Consider the following 16671-nt stretch of genomic DNA (forward strand, 5'->3'; position numbering starts at 1 on the left):
CCAGCACCATCGCCGCGCCATTTGCTCCGGCGCGGCGTATTTGCTAGAGGCGGCCCATCCTAATCCTCTAACATGAGGCCTATTCATGCGCTATGCCACGATCACCGACCGTCTCGCCCATCTCGGTTCAGGCCGCTGGGCGCTGCATCTGACCGCAAGGCGCATGAAGGCCGAGGGGGAGGACGTGGTCGAGCTGACGATCGGCGAGCCTGACGTCGTGCCCGACAAGGCGCTGCTGGATGAAGCCGCGCGCGCCATGTATGCCGGCCGCACCCGCTATTCCAACGGTCGCGGCGAGCCGGATACGCTGAAGGCGCTTGTTGCGAAATATTCGAAACGCCGCAGCAGCGTGACGGAAAAGAATTTCCTCTGCTTTCCCGGCACCCAGAGCGCGCTCTACTGCGTCATGACCGGTCTGGTTGGCGCTGGCGATGGCGTGCTGGTCGGCGATCCGCTTTACGCGACCTATGAAGGCGTGATTGCCTCCACCGGCGCCCATATGATCCCCGTGCCGCTGCGGCCGGAGAAGAAATTCCACATGCAGCCGGACGATCTGGAACGGGCCGTGACGCCGGAAGCACGCGTGCTGCTTCTGAACACGCCGCACAACCCGACCGGTGCCGTTCTGTCAGCCTCCGAAATCGCAAGGATCGGCGAGATCTGCCGCAAGCACGATCTCTGGATCATCTGCGACGAGGTTTATGAACAGCTGATCTTCGACGGCACCAGCTTTGCCTCACCCTTTGACATGGCGGAACTGGCGGAGCGCACGATCGTGGTCTCGTCCATCTCCAAGTCGCATGCGGCACCCGGTTTCCGATCCGGCTGGGCAGCCGGCCCGGAGGAATTTTGCGAACGTCTGCTGCCGGTGTCTGAAATCATGCTGTTCGGCGTGCAGCCCTTCATTGCCGACATGACCGCCATGGCGCTGTCTCAAAACTTCCCGACAGCCGACGTGATGCGCGCCAATTATCACAGGCGCGCCGCGATCGTCGAAACTGTGCTGAAGGGCAACAATCTGGTCAAGCCGATGATGCCGGAAGGTGGAATGTTCATCCTGCTCGACGTGACGGCAACAGGCCTCGGTGGCGAGGAATTTGCCTGGGAACTGCTGCGCGAGGAAAAGGTGGCAGTCATGCCCGGCACATCCTTCGGCGATCAAGCGGCAGGCTTTCTACGCATATCGCTGACGGTGCCTGATGATGTGCTGGAGGGAGCGATCCGCCGCATCGGCGAACTCGCCGGCCGGATCGCGGCGCGCGAAGAAGCGCCGCCGCATATCCAGTAGTTTCTCACCCGCGGCGACCGCGGGTGGAAGTCTCAGCCGCCGATGTCGCCGGCGTCGGCCTCATGATCGCTCGGGACGCCGGAGCCTTCGGCTCCAGCCGCCTTGCGGGCGCGATTGAGTTCGACGGTTGCCTCATCCGTCTTGCGCACTGACCCATCCTCGCCGGTACCAAAGCTCTTCTCGACCTTGTGGTCAGCCTGTACATCCTCAGCCGCATCGGCGGCCGGGTGGATGCTATCCCTTGACTGTTCGGAAACCTTGGGCTGGCTGCTGCCGAACCGGGTCGCTTCCTTGGAAGCCGTATCGGCTGCGGGGTCGACGTCTTTGTGGTCTGACATAGCAAGTCTCCCTTGTTCCAAGGAGAACACGGGCCGGCTACCATCGTTCCATCCGAACTGGGAGGCCCAATCCCTGATCTAGGCTCCCTCGCCCTTCTTCGCTTTGAGCGCGTCCAGCGCATCGGCATTGTCTCGACCCCAACCGTAGAGCAGATCGATCAGCTCGACGAAACGCTTGCCGAGCGGCGTCAGCGTATAGTCGACTGCCGGGGGCACCGTGCCATAGACGCGCCTGATGACAAGACCCGAGGCTTCCATGTCGCGCAGGGTCTGGGTCAGCATTTTCTTCGAAATGCCGGGCAGGCTGCGCAGCAGAACGCCGGTCCGCGCACAGCCCTCCAGCCGCGTATCGAGCACATGCAGGATCATGCTCGTCCATTTGGAGGAGAAAAGGTCGAGGACGCGGCGCGGTGCGCAGTCTTCGCGCCATTCGTTGTCAGGTGAGCCTGGCTGCATGATCTGTTCCCCATCTGGTTACGTCAGGGTGCCTATGTCCCATTCGGGTGCCTTCTGGCACAGTCTGCCGCAAGACACTAGATCAGGCTCAGAACGACAGGAGCAATTATGACAAAAAAAGCATTGATCGTGGGCGCAAGCGGCATTGTCGGCAGCGCAACAGCAAAGGTTCTGGGCGACGACGGCTGGCAGGTTCTCGGCCTGTCGCGCACGCCTCAGCAGCAGACGAACGTGACACCGGTGGCCGCGGATCTTCTCGATCCGGCCTCGCTTTCGAAAGCGCTGGCGGGTCTTGATCCCTCGCATGTGTTCATCTCGAGCTGGCTGCGGCAGTCGACCGAAGCCGAAAACATCCGCGTCAACTCGTCGATGGTGCGCAATGTCCTCGACGCGCTGTCTCCGGCAGGCTCCGTCAAGCATGTGGCGCTGGTGACGGGCCTCAAGCATTATCTCGGACCATTCGAGAGCTACGGCAAGGGCGCCCTGCCGCAGACGCCGTTCCGCGAGGAACAGGGCCGGCTCGAGGTCGATAATTTCTACTACGCCCAGGAAGACGAAGTGTTTGCGGCAGCCGCCCGCGACGGCTTCACCTGGAGCGTCCATCGCCCGCACACGATCGTCGGCAAGGCTGTCGGCAATGCCATGAACATGGGCACGACGCTTGCCGTCTACGCTGCGATCTGCAAGCACACCGGCCGCCCCTTCCGCTTCCCGGGCGTCGAGATGCAGTGGGAGGGGCTGACCGACATGACCAGCGCCAACCTTCTCGCCCGCCATCTCCTGTGGGCTTCCACGACACCGGGTGCAGCCAACGGCGAATTCAACGTCGTCAACGGCGATGTCTTCCGCTGGAAGTGGATGTGGAGCCGCATCGCCGCCTGGTTCGAGCTGGAACCCGCCACCTTCGATGGCACCGTACAGCCGCTCGAAAAGCAGATGGCCGAGGATGCTGCGATCTGGCGCGAGATTGCAGAACGCCACAATCTGGCCGAACCGGATATGAACCGACTCGTCTCGCCGTGGCATACGGACGCCGATCTCGGACGCCCGATCGAAGTCGTCACCGACATGTCGAAGAGCCGGCGCCTCGGCTTCCTCGAATACCAGCCGACCGACGACGCCTTCTTCGATCTGTTCGAAGATCTGCGCGCAAACCGTCTGATCCCGTAAGGGAGCGAGCGCCGAGAGAATCTTGTGCCGGGGGATTTCTTCCCGGGCGCATCAGACTGCTGGTTTATCTAACAATTCTGCACGTTACTTGGGAAACTGAGCCTGTCACCAAACTCCCCTCATCCTCGCCCTTGTGGCGGGGATCCAGTCAGCTCAAGTCCTTGAGCTAAAACGAGTCTTTGACCCGACGGACGTCGTGTCGCTGGATCCCCGCCACCAGGGCGAGGATGAGGGAGAGTGGGGTATGCCTCTCGTCAAACAAGCTTTTTTAGGGTTTGCCAGCAGTCTCGTGCCCGGGGATTTCTTCCCGGGCCCATTCACGTGTTGAGGGACATCGGCTTCGTTCCGCCCGGCGACAGGCCGAAGCGGCGCCTGATGAAATTGAGGAACGCTCCGTAGGGCCGACCCGATGCCAGCATGATCACGATCACACCCAACGTGCCCCGCAGCAACTCAGCACTATCAGCCCCGCTGATGGCGAGGATCGCGGCATAGAGCGGCACCTGGAAGCTGACGAGCGCGAGCGTATCCCACAGGATCTGCGACACGCGCCCGGGGCCGGCAAAGCGCATCACCCAGTCTCGCCAAAGACCGTATGGACGCCCCGACGGAACCATCAGCACGGCTCCGAGAAGGCGCGCGTCAAACACCTGCTCCCAACTCATTCCCGCAACGAACCGCTCGTTGATAATGCCGGTCGTGGTGAAGAACAGGATGAGGGCCAGAGTATCGGCCGCGAACGATCGCCACCCGACGCTTCGCGTCTCCGTTTCACGCGACAAATTGCTGGTCTCCCGGCCGTCTCTGGAACGAGGTGCCTTCAGTTTCGGTGGATATGGGACGATCGCAGAAGGCAACTATCCCGTCCGTTTATCGTCTTCCGCCTCCGGCTCCCAGCCGAACACGCTGCGTCCACCCCATTCGTGCGAGCGGGAAAATTCGCCGGCGACGATTTCCTTGAGGTCGGGGCCGGTCACGTATTTTTCGAGCTGGCGGGCCTGGTCGTCTAGGCGGCGCAGTGCCTGCATTTCCTCGTCGCGGCCAAGCCTTGCCTTGCCGACGGCCGATTTCATCACCCTGATCGTCTCGTCATAGACCCGGATCGGCACCGGGAACGGATGCCGGTCCTTGCCGCCATGGGCGAGTGAAAACCGCGCCGGATCGGAAAAACGGCAGGGTGCGCCGTGCACGACTTCGGCGACCATGGCGAGCGCCGACACCGTGCGGGCTCCGACGCCAGGCGTCAGAAGCAGATCCTCGAAATCCTTCGGGCCACGATCGGCAGCGGCGGCAAGCGTGCCATGCAGGCGCTTCATGTTGACGTCTTCTTCGCGGACGTCGTGATGATCAGGCATGATCAGATGCGGCAGCATCGGCTGCGACAGATCCTTCTTGCGCTGCCGGCCCGGATCGATCGCGATCACTTCGCGGACAATGCGGTCGGGACCGAGCGATGCGAGCAGATCGAGCTGGCCGTGGCGCGAGGCCTCTGCCCGGTGATCGGCGAGGTTGACGATGTCGCCCTGGCCGCGGCCCTCGATCGCCGCATGCGGCGAATCCACGAAGCTTTTCAGGCCCTGCGACTGCCAGTGATAGCGTCGCGCCTGCTTCCGGTCACCGTTCATGCCCTGCTGGACGACGACCCATTTGCCATCGTCGGTGACGATGAAACCGTGCAGATAGAGATCGAAACCATCCTGAACGGCGGCGCTGTCGACCTTGGCGACGAGCCGGCTGGTCTTGGCAAGGGCGAAACCATCGATACCGACGCGGGCGCCGATGGCGATCAACTCATCCGGCGTCTGCCGCGAATTGCGGCCGCGCCCGCCGCAGACATGAATGCCGAGTTCGCCCGACATCGGCGTCAGCCCGCGTTTGAGCGCGCCGATGACGCTGGTGGTGATGCCGGACGAATGCCAGTCCATGCCCATCACCGACCCGAAGGATTGAAACCAGAACGGATGCGCCAACCGGCTGAGCAATTCGTCACGGCCGTAATGCAGGACGATGGCTTCGGTGATGACGGCGCCGAGCTTGGTCATGCGGTCGCCCAGCCACCGGGGAACCCGGCCACCATGAAGCGGAAGATCGGCGCTGCCTGCTCTCTGAACCATGGTTCCTTATAGAGCCGGCAACCACTTTACGACAGCGAAAAGTTCCGCAAACGTTCTTCCAGAAGACCGATGGTTTCGACATCCGCATTGGCGAAGGCAAACCGCAGATAGCCATCCTGGCCTTGCCCGAAATAGACGCCGGGGATGCAGCTGATGCCGGCGCGTTTGGCAAGCTGTTCGGCCACCTCGGCCGAGCCCCTGCCCGGGAAGGGATGCCGCACGAAGGCGAAATAGGCGCCGATCGCATCGAGCTTCCAACCGGAGACGCCGCGCATGACCGTTTTCAGCGCTTCGGCGCGACGGCCGATTTCCTGACGGTTTTCCTCGCGCCAGGCGGTGAGCAGCGGCAGCGCTTCGGCAACCGCTGCCTGGGCGGCTCTCGGCGCGCAGATCTGCAGATTGTCCATGATCTTGGCGATCTGGCCGATCGCCGCCTCGCCGGCGGTGATGGCGCCGAGACGGTGGCCGGGAATACAGAAGGATTTGGAAAAGCTGTAGAGGCTGATCAGCGTTTCTTCCCATCCGGACTGCGAAAACAGGCCATGGGCACGGCTTCCCGCTTGCGGCAGAAAATCGCGATAGGTTTCGTCGAGAATCAGCCAGATACCTTTGTCCTGGCATAGCCTAAAGATCGCCTCGAGCAGGGACGCCGGATAGATGGCGCCGGTCGGATTGTTGGGCGACACCAGCGCCAGCGCCTTCACCCCATCGGTCATCGCGGCTTCGAGCGACACCAGATCCGGCAGGAACCCGTTTTCGGCAGAACATGCCACGAAGGCGGTGCCGATACCCATCATGGCAAGCGTCGTTTCATGGTTGAAATAGAACGGCTCGGTCATCAGGATGGTGCTGCCGGGACCGGCGACCGTCATCGCCGCGCAGACGAAAGCCTGGTTGCAGCCGGAGGTGATGTGGATGTTTTCCTCGACAAGCGCTGCGCCATAGACTTCCGCGACGTGGCTTGCATAGGCGGTGCGCAGAACCGCCTCGCCCTCGATCGGGCCGTAGCCGGTATAGGCTTTGGACGATGCCGTCTCGCCCAGAAGCCGCAGCATGTCCGGATGGGCCGGATAGCCGGGCACTGCCTGCGACAGGTCGATCAGCGGACCCAGAGCCGTGTCATAGGCACGACCCCAGGCCGCGACGGCCGGAACCGGTGGCAGGGACAGTTGTTCGATCAAAGGGTTGAAGCGGGCATTCGGGCGCGGATGGGAGGCGGGCATGGGGTCTCGACGAAATCTCGGGCGGGGAAGTCAGGAATTGATTGCCCTTGTTGTTTATCAGATTATCCTCGGAGGCAAGGAGAACCACTTATGGACGACAATCTTCCGCAGGATTCCAAGCTCACCAGCACCAAGCGCAAATGGGCCGATGAGGGAAAATTCCTGACAGGCCGGCATGCGCGACCCGATACCGATCGCCTACCGCCCGGCCAGCATCTGGTCAAGAACTGGCCGGTGCTCGATCTCGGCCAGCAGCCCAGCATTTCGCCGTCACAGTGGAAGCTCGACATCTACGGGCTCGTCAACAAGCCGACGACCTTCAACTGGGACAGTTTCCAGGCACTGCCGCAGACCGAGATGCGCTCCGATATCCATTGCGTGACGACCTGGTCGCGCTACGACAACGACTGGAAGGGCGTGTCCACCCGCGACCTGCTCGATGCCGTGGAGCCGACCGACAAGGCGACCGCGGTGATGCTGACCGCTTATGACGGCTACACGACCAACGTCCTCCTCTCCGATTTCGCAGTCCCCGACGCGCTCATCGTGACCCACTGGGAGGGCAAGCCGCTGACGGAAGAGCATGGTGGACCGGTGCGCCTTGTCGTGCCGCATCTCTACTTCTGGAAAAGCGCCAAATGGCTGAAGCGGATCGACTTCCTCGGCATCGACAATGCCGGCTTCTGGGAAAAGAACGGCTACCACATGCGCGGTGACCCATGGGCCGAGGAAAGGTATTCGGAGGATTGAGCGGCGTCGGCCTATCCCGTTGCTTTGCCTTGAAGAATATGCAACGGAAAGTTGATCACCCTTCCGTTGCTCCAGGAATTTTCATGCGTCCGATAGCCCTAGTCTTACTGAGCTTTCTCGTTGTCGGCTGCAGTCCTGGTGAACGAATTGGAGAGGTCATGATCAGGACAGATGCGGCGGGAAAAATGGCCACAGTTTCCATGAGGAAATCGACTGGAAATCCCAAGGCAGATGCCCGCCTCATGCTATTTGCACGTACTACGTTTCCTTCCAGAGTTCCGGATGCAAAGCCTAACCACAGCTACATCCATGCGGTCGTTGGTGATCCGAAAACAAGTTCTGGCGACGTAAGGGTGTGGGGACCTCTTGGGTTGCGGTAACACCGCAAACGAGGGTTCAAGCCAGCCGATACCGCAAAGTGTGAGAAGGGCTGCCGCCAGAGGCGACAGCCCAGAGATCACATCAGTTTTTCCAGCGTGATCGGCAGGTCGCGGATGCGTTTGCCTGTCGCGTGGAAGACGGCGTTGGCGATTGCCGGGGCGACGCCGACGATGCCGACTTCGCCAACTCCTTTGCCGCCGAGCGTGGATGCGTCGAGATCCGGCACGCCCACCGAGATCACCTCGATATCCGGAATGTCGGCATTGGTCGGCACCAGATAGTCGGCCATGTTGCTGTTGATGGTGCGGCCGTTGCGCGGATCGACGACACCTTCCTCCAGCAGCGCCTGGCCGATGCCCATGATAATGCCGCCCTTCCACTGGCTTTCCACCAGCTTCGGATTGTAGAGACGGCCGCAATCGAAGGCAGAGACCATGCGCGACACCCGGATCGTCCCGAAATCCTCATCGATGCGGACTTCGACGAAATGGGCAGCCCAGCTGTGCATGGAGAGGTCGCCCGAGGTCGGCCCCTGCACTTTCGACATGGTGGTCCAGGCCTGTTTCTGATCATCAGGCGTCTGCGCGTTTTCGGCAAGCGTGTTGCGGCGGATCTCCAGCTCATTGCGGCCGACCGCCTGCATCAGCTCCTGCAGCGACAGCGAAGGCCCACCGCCACGCGATGCCTCGATACGCCCGCCAACCATCGAAAGCGTGTTGGCGCCGGTATCGCGGAACGGCGATCCGGTCTCGTTGAGCGCAAGGCCGATCAACTCGTCGCGCGCTGCGATCGCTGCCTTGTGGACGGCACCGGTGATGGATCCCGCCAGCATCGATCCGCCGGCGATCGACGAACCCGGCATGCGGCTGTCACCCAGGAGCACGTCGACTTCTGAGACCGGCACGCCGAGCGCTTCGGCTGCCGTCTGGGCAAGGATCGTATAGGTGCCCTGCCCCATATCGATCGAGCCGCTGACCACCTCGACGCGGCCGTTCGCGAGGACGCGGATCATCGCTTCCGACGGTGCCCGGATAACCGGGAACGTGCCGCAACCGATGCCCCAGCCGATCAGCGTCTTGCCGTCGCGCATCGAGCGGGGCTGATGGCTGCGCTTCTCCCAGCCGAAGGCGGCAGCCCCTTGCGTCAAGGCTTCGCGCAGCATCCGCGTCGACCAAGGCTTGCCGGACTGATAGTCGTGATCGGCATAGTTCTTCAGCCGCAGTTCCAGCGGATCCATATCCAGCTTGTAGGCAAGCTCTTCCATGGCGCTTTCGATGCCGTAGGCGCTGGGGTTCTTGCCCGGTCCCCGAAGCGCGCCCGGTGTGACGGTGTTGACCGGCACGACGCGCGACTGGGAGGAGAAGTTCTCCACCTTGTAGAGGATGGGCGTCGCCGCTCCCGTCTGTTCCGGGTAATCCATATAGACTGACGTCTCTGTCCTGCCGCGATGGACGATCGCCTGCAGCACGCCGTCTTCGGAAGCGCCGAGCGCGATCGTCTGGCGGGTTGCCGCACGACCGCCGTAGCTGGTGAAGTTCTGCGGCCGTGTGACGGCAAGCTGGACCGGTCGCCCGAGCTTTCTCGCCGCCGCAACCGCCACCGCGCCATAGGCGAGCGGCTGGCCCTTGGAGCCGAAACCGCCGCCGATATAGGGCGAGATGATCCGCACCTTTTCGTAGTCCATGCCGAACCATTCGGCATACATGCGGGCCATGCCGTGCGACCACTGGCTGGGCTCCCAGATCGTCAGCTCGTCGCCGTCCCACTTCGCCGTCAGCCCGTGCGGCTCCATGGCGCAGTGGTATTCGCGCGGCGTGCTGTATTCGCTTTCGATCCGGACCGGCGATGCCGCAAGGGCGGCCTCTGCATCTCCCCAGCCGATGGTGAGATTGTCCATCAGCTTGCCTTCGCCAGCCGCCGGATCGTCGATGCTCATGACAGGCGACGTTTCTTCATAAGTGACGACAACAAGCTTTGCGGCTTCCGTCGCCTGTTCGCGGCTTTCGGCGATCACCGCTGCAATCGACTGGCCGTTGAACTGCACCTCGCGCGGCAGCGGATGATAGGCCTTGTCTTCCGGCCGGTTGCCTTGCCAGTCGGCGGAAACGCGCAGTCCGAGATCGTCTTCGGGTGTCAGCACCATCAGGACGCCGGGCGAGGCGATCGCTCTGCTCGCATCGACGCTGACGACGCGGCCCGCGGCGATCGTGCTCTGCACGAGAGCCGCGTGGGCAAGGTTATCGATCGGGTATTCCAGCGCATAGGTGGCAGCACCTGTGAGCTTGAGGCTGCCTTCGAACCGGGTCAGACGTCCGCCAACCATGCCGTCAGAGGCATCGCCGTGTTTGCGGGGGGGCATAATAGTCATGCGAGACCTCCAGATTTGTCCGTCGAGACCGTCTCGATCGCCCGGGCAACGACCCGTGGCACAAGATCGATCTTGTATTGATTGTCGCCTTGGGCAACGGCGCCCTCCATGGCAAGCAGGCTCGCCGTCTTGATGGTAGCAGCGTCGAGCACTTTGCCGATCAGCGCCTGTTCGACGGCGCGCGCCCGCCATGGCTTGGTGGCAACGCCGCCAAGTGCCACGCGAATATCCCTGACCGTGCGGCCATCGTCTTCCAGTTCCAGACCGACGGCAGCGCTTGCGGCGGCGAACTCGTAGGACTGGCGGTCTCGGACCTTCAGGTAGGTGGAGTTCTTCGCTGCAGCGCTTTTCGGGATCGACAGGCCGACGATCATCTCGCCGGGCTGAAGCACTGTTTCCCTGTCCGGGGTATCGCCGGGCAGGAGGAAGAACTCATCAAACGGAACCGTGCGGGACCCTAGATCGACGACCGCATCGAATGCGACCAGCGCCACAGCCAGATCGCCCGGATTGGAGGCGATACAGTGCTCGCTGGTGCCGAGAACCGCATGGTTGCGGGTGATGCCGCCAAGTGCCGAACAGCCGGAGCCGGGATTGCGCTTGTTGCAGGCCGGGAACGTGCCGGGATCGCGGAAATACGGACAGCGCGTACGCTGCATCACGTTACCGCCGATCGTCGCCATGTTGCGCAGCTGCGCCGACGCCGCCAGCAGCAGCGATTCCGAGACAGCCGGCATTTCCGCCTGGATGCCCGCATGATCGGCAACGTCAGACATGCGCGAAAGCGCGCCGATGGTGACCGAGCTGGGTGTGACCTCGATGCCGGAGAGACCTTCGAGATGGGAGATATCGACGACCGTCTCCGGCTCGGCAACGCCGCATTTGGCAAGGTCGATCAGGGTCGTGCCGCCGGCCAGGATGGATGCCCCTGCCTGCAGCACCGCCTGGCGGGCCTCATCGAGGGTCGCGGCGCGAAGATAGGAAAAATCACGCATCGGCCATCTCCTTCGTTGCAGGAACGACGGCCTGCGCGGCCTGGCGCACTGCAGCGACGATGCTGTTATAGGCGCCGCAGCGACAGAGATTGCCGGACATGTATTCGCGGATTTCCGCATCCGATCCCGCATGCCCCTCCCGGATGCAGGCGACTGCCGACATGATCTGGCCAGGCGTGCAATAACCGCACTGGAAGGCGTCCTGCTCCAGGAATGCCGCCTGAACCGCATGCAGGGTTCCGTCGGCCCCAGACAGTCCTTCGATCGTTTCTACCTGACGGCCTTCGACCTGGGCCGCCAGGGTGAGACAGGATAGTACCCGTTTGCCATCCACATGGCAGGTGCAGGCGCCGCACTGGCCCTGGTCGCAACCCTTTTTGGTGCCGGTGAGTACAAGATGGTCGCGCAGCGCATCGAGCAGCGTCACGCGCGGCTCGACATCGAGGTCGTAACCCTTGCCGTTGATATCGAGGTTGAGGTGAATGGTTCGTGTCATGACAGGCTCCTGCAATCTTCACGAAGAGAATTTCAAAGAATTAGGCTGGACCGGCCGTCTGGCGAGGGCATGGGTCGATGATATCGTCTAAACGCGCGCCGCCGATTGCGGTCGATAAGGCGGAGCGAAATCTTTCGACATGACATCCGGCCGCCTTCTGATCTAAAAAGACATATGCGCCGCCTCAAACGGAGGCAACTCCGTTTAAACTAGCCGCTCGCTGAGATCAGTCAAGGCTGGATTTCGAAAACATCCGTTTCAGGATGCCGGAAACCAGGATTACGACCCCAGAGAGCCTAACCACTGGAACAGGATTTCGGGCTTTGGCCACGCCGAAAAATGCACAGACCCCGGCTCCGAAACTTCGCGCGGACGCTCGCCGCAACCGCGACAAGCTGGTCGAGGTGGCAGCGCAGGCATTTGCGGAAAAGGGCGTCGAGACCTCATTGGAAGAGATTGCCCGCCAGGCCGGCGTCGGCATTGGCACGCTCTATCGGCATTTCCCGACCCGCGAACATCTGGTCGAACTCGTCTATCGCCGCGAGCTGACGGCACTGGCGGCAGCAGCGGACGAACTTGCCGCCAACCATCCGGCCGACAAGGCACTGGAGCTCTGGATGCTGCGTTTCGTCGGCTATATGGCAACCAAGCGAGGCATGGCCAACAGCCTGAAGATTATCGCCAGCTCCAACACGACACTGTTTGCGGAGGGGTTCGGGACCATACGGCAGGCGCTCGACCGGCTTCTCGTAAACGGCCGCGAGGCAAATCTCATCCGCAGCGATATAGGCCAGGCGGATCTGATGCACGCCATGTCGAGCATCTATTCCATTCCGGATTCGCCCGAATGGCGCGCCAGCGGCAATCGGCTGATTATGCTTTTGATGGACGGTCTTCGGGTGCGCAACTGACGGCGTGAAGCGCGCGCAAAACAACTGTTGACGCGATGAACAGTTGTTTATAAACCGTGATCCTTCACGGGAAGCCACGATGGACGATCTGACCAGCCAGGAAGCCGCCGTTCTCGGCATTATCAGGGACAATCCTTTTGCGGGACAGCAGGAGATTGCCGAGATGCTGGGGCTCGCCCGCTCCACGGTGGCAGCCCATATCGTGCAGCTGATGCAGAAGGGCCATGTTCTCGGCCGCGGCTATGTGATGCCGCAGCCGTCACGCGCGATCTGTCTCGGCGGCGCCGTTCTCGACCGGAAATACCACGCGAAGCAGGAAATCGTTCAGGGCACGTCCAACCCCGTCGACAGCACCCGCTCGATGGGTGGCGTTGCCCGCAACGTGGCCGAAAACCTCGCCCGTCTTGGTACCGAAACCGGTTTCATCTCGATCGTCGGTGACGACGAGGGCGGCCGCACGCTGATGACCTATATGCGCGAGCGCGGCATCGACGTCAGTCAGATGATCATCAGCACCGAGCGGCCGACCGCCGAATATGCGGCCATCCTCGATCCGCACGGCGATCTTTCGCTCGGCATTGCCGACATGGGCATATTCGATCTGCTGCGGCCCGAACATCTCGACCGCGTCTGGCCGCATCTGGCTTCCGCAAGCTTCGTGTTCTCCGACTGCAATCCGCCGGCCGAGACGCTGGCAGCGCTGATCACGCGCAGGCGCGACGCGCGCTTCCGGCTGGCGATCGACGCCGTCTCGACGGTAAAGGCCATGCGCCTGCCTAAGGATTTGACCGGTATCGACCTTCTGTTCATGAATATCGATGAGGCGAACGCCATTCTCGGACTGTCGGCCCGCGAGACGATCGACGACGCGCTGAAGGCGGCACGCGGCCTGCAGGCAGCCGGCGCCCGCGAGGCGGTGGTGACGATGGGGGCAGCCGGCATCGCCGTTGCCGGCATAGACGCTTCAGCCAGTTTCGAAGCGGTCGAGGCGAAAGCCATCGACATGACCGGCGCCGGCGATGCGATGATTGCCGGAACCCTGCACCGGGTGATCGCCGGCGACGACATCCACACCGCTGCCCGCATCGGCGCGCTGGTGGCGACGCTCACCACCGAAAGTGCGGCAAGCGTCCACCCCGAACTCTCCGAGGCCTTTTTGCAGGCCCATATGCACCGTTTGTCCTGAAGTACGCGAGTGCTTCCAGTGTTTAATCCCAACGCAGGTCCAGACGCAAAACCGCTCCACGGCTTTGCCGGAACTGCTTCCAGAAAGGAAATCCTATGTCATTGCTGAAGCCGAAACTCAGCCAGGAAGTTGCAGACGCTCTCGCAAACGGCGGCGCCATCGTGGCGCTCGAATCGACCATCATCACCCATGGCATGCCCTACCCGGCCAATCTGGAGACGGCGCTGTCGGTCGAGGCGGTCGTGCGTGAAAACGGCGCCGTGCCGGCAACCATCGCCGTCATCGACGGTGAACTCCGCGTCGGTCTGGAACGGGACGAGCTGGAAAATCTGGCTCAGGCCAAGGGCGTGGTCAAGGCCTCCGGCCGCGATCTCGCCGTTGCCATGGTGCGCGGCCAGACGGCGGGTACGACGGTTTCCGCAACGATGCTTCTGGCGGAGCTCGCCGGTATCGAGATCTTCGCAACCGGCGGCGTCGGCGGTGTGCATCGCGGCGCCGAACAGACATTCGACATCTCCGCCGACCTGACCGAGCTTGGCCGCACCAGGACAGCCGTCGTCTGCGCCGGCGTGAAATCGATCCTCGATATCGCAAAGACGCTGGAATATCTCGAAACCCAGCGCGTCCCGGTCATTGCCTACGGCACCGAGGACTTTCCGGCCTTCTTCACCCGCCAGAGCGGCTACAAGGCCGATCACCGGCTGGATACGGCAGAAGAGATTGCAAGCGCCATGCATTTCCACCACCAGCTCGGCACCGGCACTGGCCTCCTGATCGCCAACCCGATCCCGGAAAAAGCCGCCCTGACGCCCGATTTCATCGACGGCACAATTGCCGATGCGGTGCGCGAAGCAGATGAGCGCGGCATCGGCCGCAAGGAACTGACCCCGTTCCTGCTCGCCCGCATCAACGAATTGTCGAAAGGCGAAAGCCTGAAAGCCAATATCGAACTGGTCCGAAACAACGCCCGCCTCGCCGCCAAGATGGCTGTGGCCTACGCTGCGCTGAAGAAGGGCTGAATTCACAAGGGCGGCGGGGTGCGCAAGCATCCCGCCCTGTAACGCCCCGTAGCGGAGCTGGCCGCTATCGGCGAACCTGTCCCGGCCCGCAAGCCTCCGCCATCACCAGGCGCCCGAAAGCGCATTCCCCAGCAACGGTACGCTCTTTCCCGGCTCGCTCGCGATGGACAGTGACTTCGGCATCTGCTTAGGCGACTTCCGGAACCAGTTTGCGGCAACCGAGGCGAGATCACCGATCATCGCGTGCTTGTGCCAATCCGCGAAGCGCCTTGCGCTTGCTTGCGGCTCCGACTGATAGAAGAAATCGCCGGATTGCTCGAGATCGTTGATGCTTGAAGCCATGGCCGAAAGAGGCCTCTGGAACATCTTAGAGGGCACCCGAAGCTCGGACGCGCTCTGCGAAAACGCCGGCGCCATGAAATCGATCGCCCAGCCGTCGGCCTCCACCCAGCAATGAAAATTCTCGCCAGCACCCGTGACATACCCGTCTTCGCGCTGGTCTGCGAAGAGGATGCGGGTGCCGCCGAGATTGTAGGCGGCCAGCCCGCTTTTCGGCGTGGCAGTCACACCATAATGCTGGCGCAGGATGAACGCCCCGAACGTGCTGAAATACATGCCGGCAACGGCGGTATTGGCGTTCTCGTTTACGAGCAGGCTGTTGATGACCCGATAAATGCGGTGATAGTCGCTCTGCTTGATCAACATGACCCGTAACCTACCCGTTCCTGATGTGGCACCCTGCCTAGGCGGCCAGCGCGGCAATGTAAACTGCAGCGTTGCAGTGGGGTTTGAACCGGTTGGAAAGGGGCAGGAGCTTTGAACCAGATTGGGGTCAATTTTCTGATTGACCCTTTTTTGGGTAAATCGTAGATTTGACCCATGATAGGGTCAAACAAAAATCCTCTTGCGATCATCATGGGTGATATCGTTCAAAGCGAGATCAGCCCATCTATCGAACGCCTCCATGAACAATTTAACGCAGCGATCGACCGTCAGAACACCGAATCTGCTCGAATCCTGGCCTCGCCGCTTACGATCACCTTGGGAGACGAGTTCCAGGGTTTCGCGACCTCGCTTGCTGGTGCGATGCGGATTGCCCGCAAGATTCGATACGATTTGATGCGCGATTCCATCGACTGCCGGTTTGCAATCGGAGTTGCCGCGTTGAAAACGCCGCTCAACCCAGAGCGCGCCTGGAACATGATGGGGACGGGTCTCGCCGCCACGAGGGCGAAGCTCAACGAGAAAGCGGCCACCACCTATTACCGGTTCCACATTCCAGGCTATCAGGTGCTCGAGACCCTGCTGGAGGCAGGCGGCGCAACGCTGACCGCCATCGAACGTCGATGGACGCCGACCCAGCGTCACGACATCCAGGCCTTTCTGGCGGGAAAGACGGCAAGCGAGATCGCGAAACTACGCAATGTTTCCGTGCACAGCATCTACAAGGTCAGAAACTCTGGAGACTTTGATCTTTACCTGCTTCAATGGAATGCCATTCAAGAGGCCCTTGCCGAACTGGACGGTTCCTTGTCGCTCGAAAGGCAGCACGCATGATCCACGCACTCGTCTATACGGCTGTCGCACTGGGCTTGCTGACTTACGGAGGCAACTGGCTATGTCGCAAGCTTTTCGATCTGACCGGCCTGAAGGACATGGTCTCGGAAAGTCCTCCCTCGACCATCAGCGCCGGACGAGTGATCGGCATTCTGGAGAGGCTGATACTCGCGGCCGGGATCGTTGTTCACAGTTGGGAGATCCTCGCCGCCGTGATAGCACTGAAAACGGTCGCCAGGTTCCAGAAGCTGGATCAGCGTGAATTCGCCGAATATTTTCTGGTCGGATCCCTGTTCAGCGTCCTATGGGCACTTATTATAACCAGCGCATGGGCAGCCTACGACCACAGCCTCGGCATAGATCTTCGACAGACCATTGCCAACATGCTGGTGATCGACTGAGCGGTTTGGCGAAATCCA

At 61.8% G+C, this 16671-nt stretch carries 17 protein-coding genes; 8 read left to right on the top strand and 9 right to left on the bottom strand.

Going from position 1 to position 16671, the window contains the following annotated elements:
* The first annotated feature begins 85 nt into the window (after positions 1–85).
* The gene (locus G6K99_RS15245; RefSeq protein WP_113166831.1) at positions 86–1288 is read left to right on the top strand and encodes a pyridoxal phosphate-dependent aminotransferase; all 1203 of its coding nucleotides are present in this window, start codon (positions 86–88) and stop codon (positions 1286–1288) included.
* A 32-nt stretch (positions 1289–1320) separates the two neighbouring features.
* On the opposite strand, the gene G6K99_RS15250 is transcribed toward G6K99_RS15245, so the two are convergent.
* Both G6K99_RS15250 and G6K99_RS15255 read right to left on the bottom strand, forming a co-directional pair.
* Entirely contained in the window at positions 1321–1626 is a 306-nt protein-coding gene (locus G6K99_RS15250; RefSeq protein WP_174197051.1) for a hypothetical protein, read from the bottom strand.
* Positions 1627–1704: 78 nt separating this feature from the next.
* Positions 1705–2082: a helix-turn-helix domain-containing protein gene (locus G6K99_RS15255; RefSeq protein WP_062581919.1), complete on the bottom strand. Its 378-nt coding sequence runs from the start codon at positions 2080–2082 to the stop codon at positions 1705–1707.
* 108 nt (positions 2083–2190) lie between these two features.
* Between G6K99_RS15255 and G6K99_RS15260 the strand changes: the two genes are divergently transcribed.
* On the top strand, positions 2191–3252 hold the full coding sequence (locus tag G6K99_RS15260; protein ID WP_174197052.1) for an SDR family oxidoreductase: 1062 nt from the start codon (positions 2191–2193) through the stop codon (positions 3250–3252).
* A 317-nt stretch (positions 3253–3569) separates the two neighbouring features.
* On the opposite strand, the gene alaE is transcribed toward G6K99_RS15260, so the two are convergent.
* From alaE to G6K99_RS15275, 3 genes are all read right to left on the bottom strand, one after another.
* Positions 3570–4034, bottom strand: a complete 465-nt coding sequence (gene alaE / locus G6K99_RS15265; RefSeq protein ID WP_174197053.1) for an L-alanine exporter AlaE — start codon at positions 4032–4034, stop codon at positions 3570–3572.
* 75 nt (positions 4035–4109) lie between these two features.
* On the bottom strand, positions 4110–5366 hold the full coding sequence (locus tag G6K99_RS15270; RefSeq protein WP_174197054.1) for a DUF763 domain-containing protein: 1257 nt from the start codon (positions 5364–5366) through the stop codon (positions 4110–4112).
* Between the two features lie 26 nt (positions 5367–5392).
* The gene (locus G6K99_RS15275) at positions 5393–6589 is read right to left on the bottom strand and encodes an aminotransferase (protein WP_174197055.1); all 1197 of its coding nucleotides are present in this window, start codon (positions 6587–6589) and stop codon (positions 5393–5395) included.
* 90 nt (positions 6590–6679) lie between these two features.
* Between G6K99_RS15275 and G6K99_RS15280 the strand changes: the two genes are divergently transcribed.
* Positions 6680–7339 carry a sulfite oxidase-like oxidoreductase gene (locus G6K99_RS15280; RefSeq protein ID WP_113166837.1) on the top strand — a complete coding sequence of 220 codons (660 nt, stop codon included), beginning with the start codon at positions 6680–6682 and terminating at the stop codon, positions 7337–7339.
* A gap of 457 nt (positions 7340–7796) precedes the next feature.
* Here the strand turns inward: G6K99_RS15280 and G6K99_RS15285 are convergent, their stop codons facing one another.
* From G6K99_RS15285 to G6K99_RS15295, 3 genes are read right to left on the bottom strand one after another with little or no spacing between them, the layout of a single operon-like run.
* The gene (locus G6K99_RS15285) at positions 7797–10088 is read right to left on the bottom strand and encodes a xanthine dehydrogenase family protein molybdopterin-binding subunit (protein ID WP_174197056.1); all 2292 of its coding nucleotides are present in this window, start codon (positions 10086–10088) and stop codon (positions 7797–7799) included.
* Positions 10085–11083 (bottom strand): xanthine dehydrogenase family protein subunit M, encoded by a 999-nt coding sequence (locus G6K99_RS15290; RefSeq protein WP_174197057.1) that lies wholly within the window; start codon positions 11081–11083, stop codon positions 10085–10087. The genes G6K99_RS15285 and G6K99_RS15290 overlap by 4 nt, the downstream gene beginning before the upstream one ends.
* The gene (locus G6K99_RS15295; RefSeq protein ID WP_174197058.1) at positions 11076–11579 is read right to left on the bottom strand and encodes a (2Fe-2S)-binding protein; all 504 of its coding nucleotides are present in this window, start codon (positions 11577–11579) and stop codon (positions 11076–11078) included. Before G6K99_RS15295 ends, G6K99_RS15290 begins: the two co-directional genes overlap by 8 nt.
* Before the next feature lie 263 nt (positions 11580–11842).
* Here G6K99_RS15295 and G6K99_RS15300 point away from each other — a divergent pair, with 263 nt between their 5' ends.
* The 3 genes from G6K99_RS15300 to G6K99_RS15310 all read left to right on the top strand — a co-directional run bounded on the left by G6K99_RS15300 (position 11843) and on the right by G6K99_RS15310 (position 14695).
* Positions 11843–12490: a TetR/AcrR family transcriptional regulator gene (locus G6K99_RS15300; RefSeq protein WP_174197059.1), complete on the top strand. Its 648-nt coding sequence runs from the start codon at positions 11843–11845 to the stop codon at positions 12488–12490.
* Positions 12491–12569: 79 nt separating this feature from the next.
* Positions 12570–13676 carry a carbohydrate kinase gene (locus tag G6K99_RS15305; RefSeq protein WP_174197060.1) on the top strand — a complete coding sequence of 369 codons (1107 nt, stop codon included), beginning with the start codon at positions 12570–12572 and terminating at the stop codon, positions 13674–13676.
* Positions 13677–13771: 95 nt separating this feature from the next.
* On the top strand, positions 13772–14695 hold the full coding sequence (locus tag G6K99_RS15310) for a pseudouridine-5'-phosphate glycosidase (protein ID WP_174197061.1): 924 nt from the start codon (positions 13772–13774) through the stop codon (positions 14693–14695).
* A gap of 102 nt (positions 14696–14797) precedes the next feature.
* On the opposite strand, the gene G6K99_RS15315 is transcribed toward G6K99_RS15310, so the two are convergent.
* Positions 14798–15400: a DUF2026 family protein gene (locus G6K99_RS15315; protein ID WP_092659498.1), complete on the bottom strand. Its 603-nt coding sequence runs from the start codon at positions 15398–15400 to the stop codon at positions 14798–14800.
* Between the two features lie 210 nt (positions 15401–15610).
* On the opposite strand from G6K99_RS15315, the gene G6K99_RS15320 reads away from it, so the two are divergent.
* Positions 15611–16252, top strand: a complete 642-nt coding sequence (locus G6K99_RS15320; protein WP_113111834.1) for a SatD family protein — start codon at positions 15611–15613, stop codon at positions 16250–16252.
* Positions 16249–16653, top strand: coding sequence for a hypothetical protein (locus G6K99_RS15325; RefSeq protein WP_062581889.1), 405 nt, complete (start codon positions 16249–16251; stop codon positions 16651–16653). Before G6K99_RS15320 ends, G6K99_RS15325 begins: the two co-directional genes overlap by 4 nt.
* The last annotated feature ends 18 nt before the right edge of the window (positions 16654–16671 follow it).

Origin of the sequence: Neorhizobium sp. AL 9.2.2 (genome assembly GCF_013317225.1) — a bacterium.
GTDB lineage: Bacteria > Pseudomonadota > Alphaproteobacteria > Rhizobiales > Rhizobiaceae > Neorhizobium > Neorhizobium soli.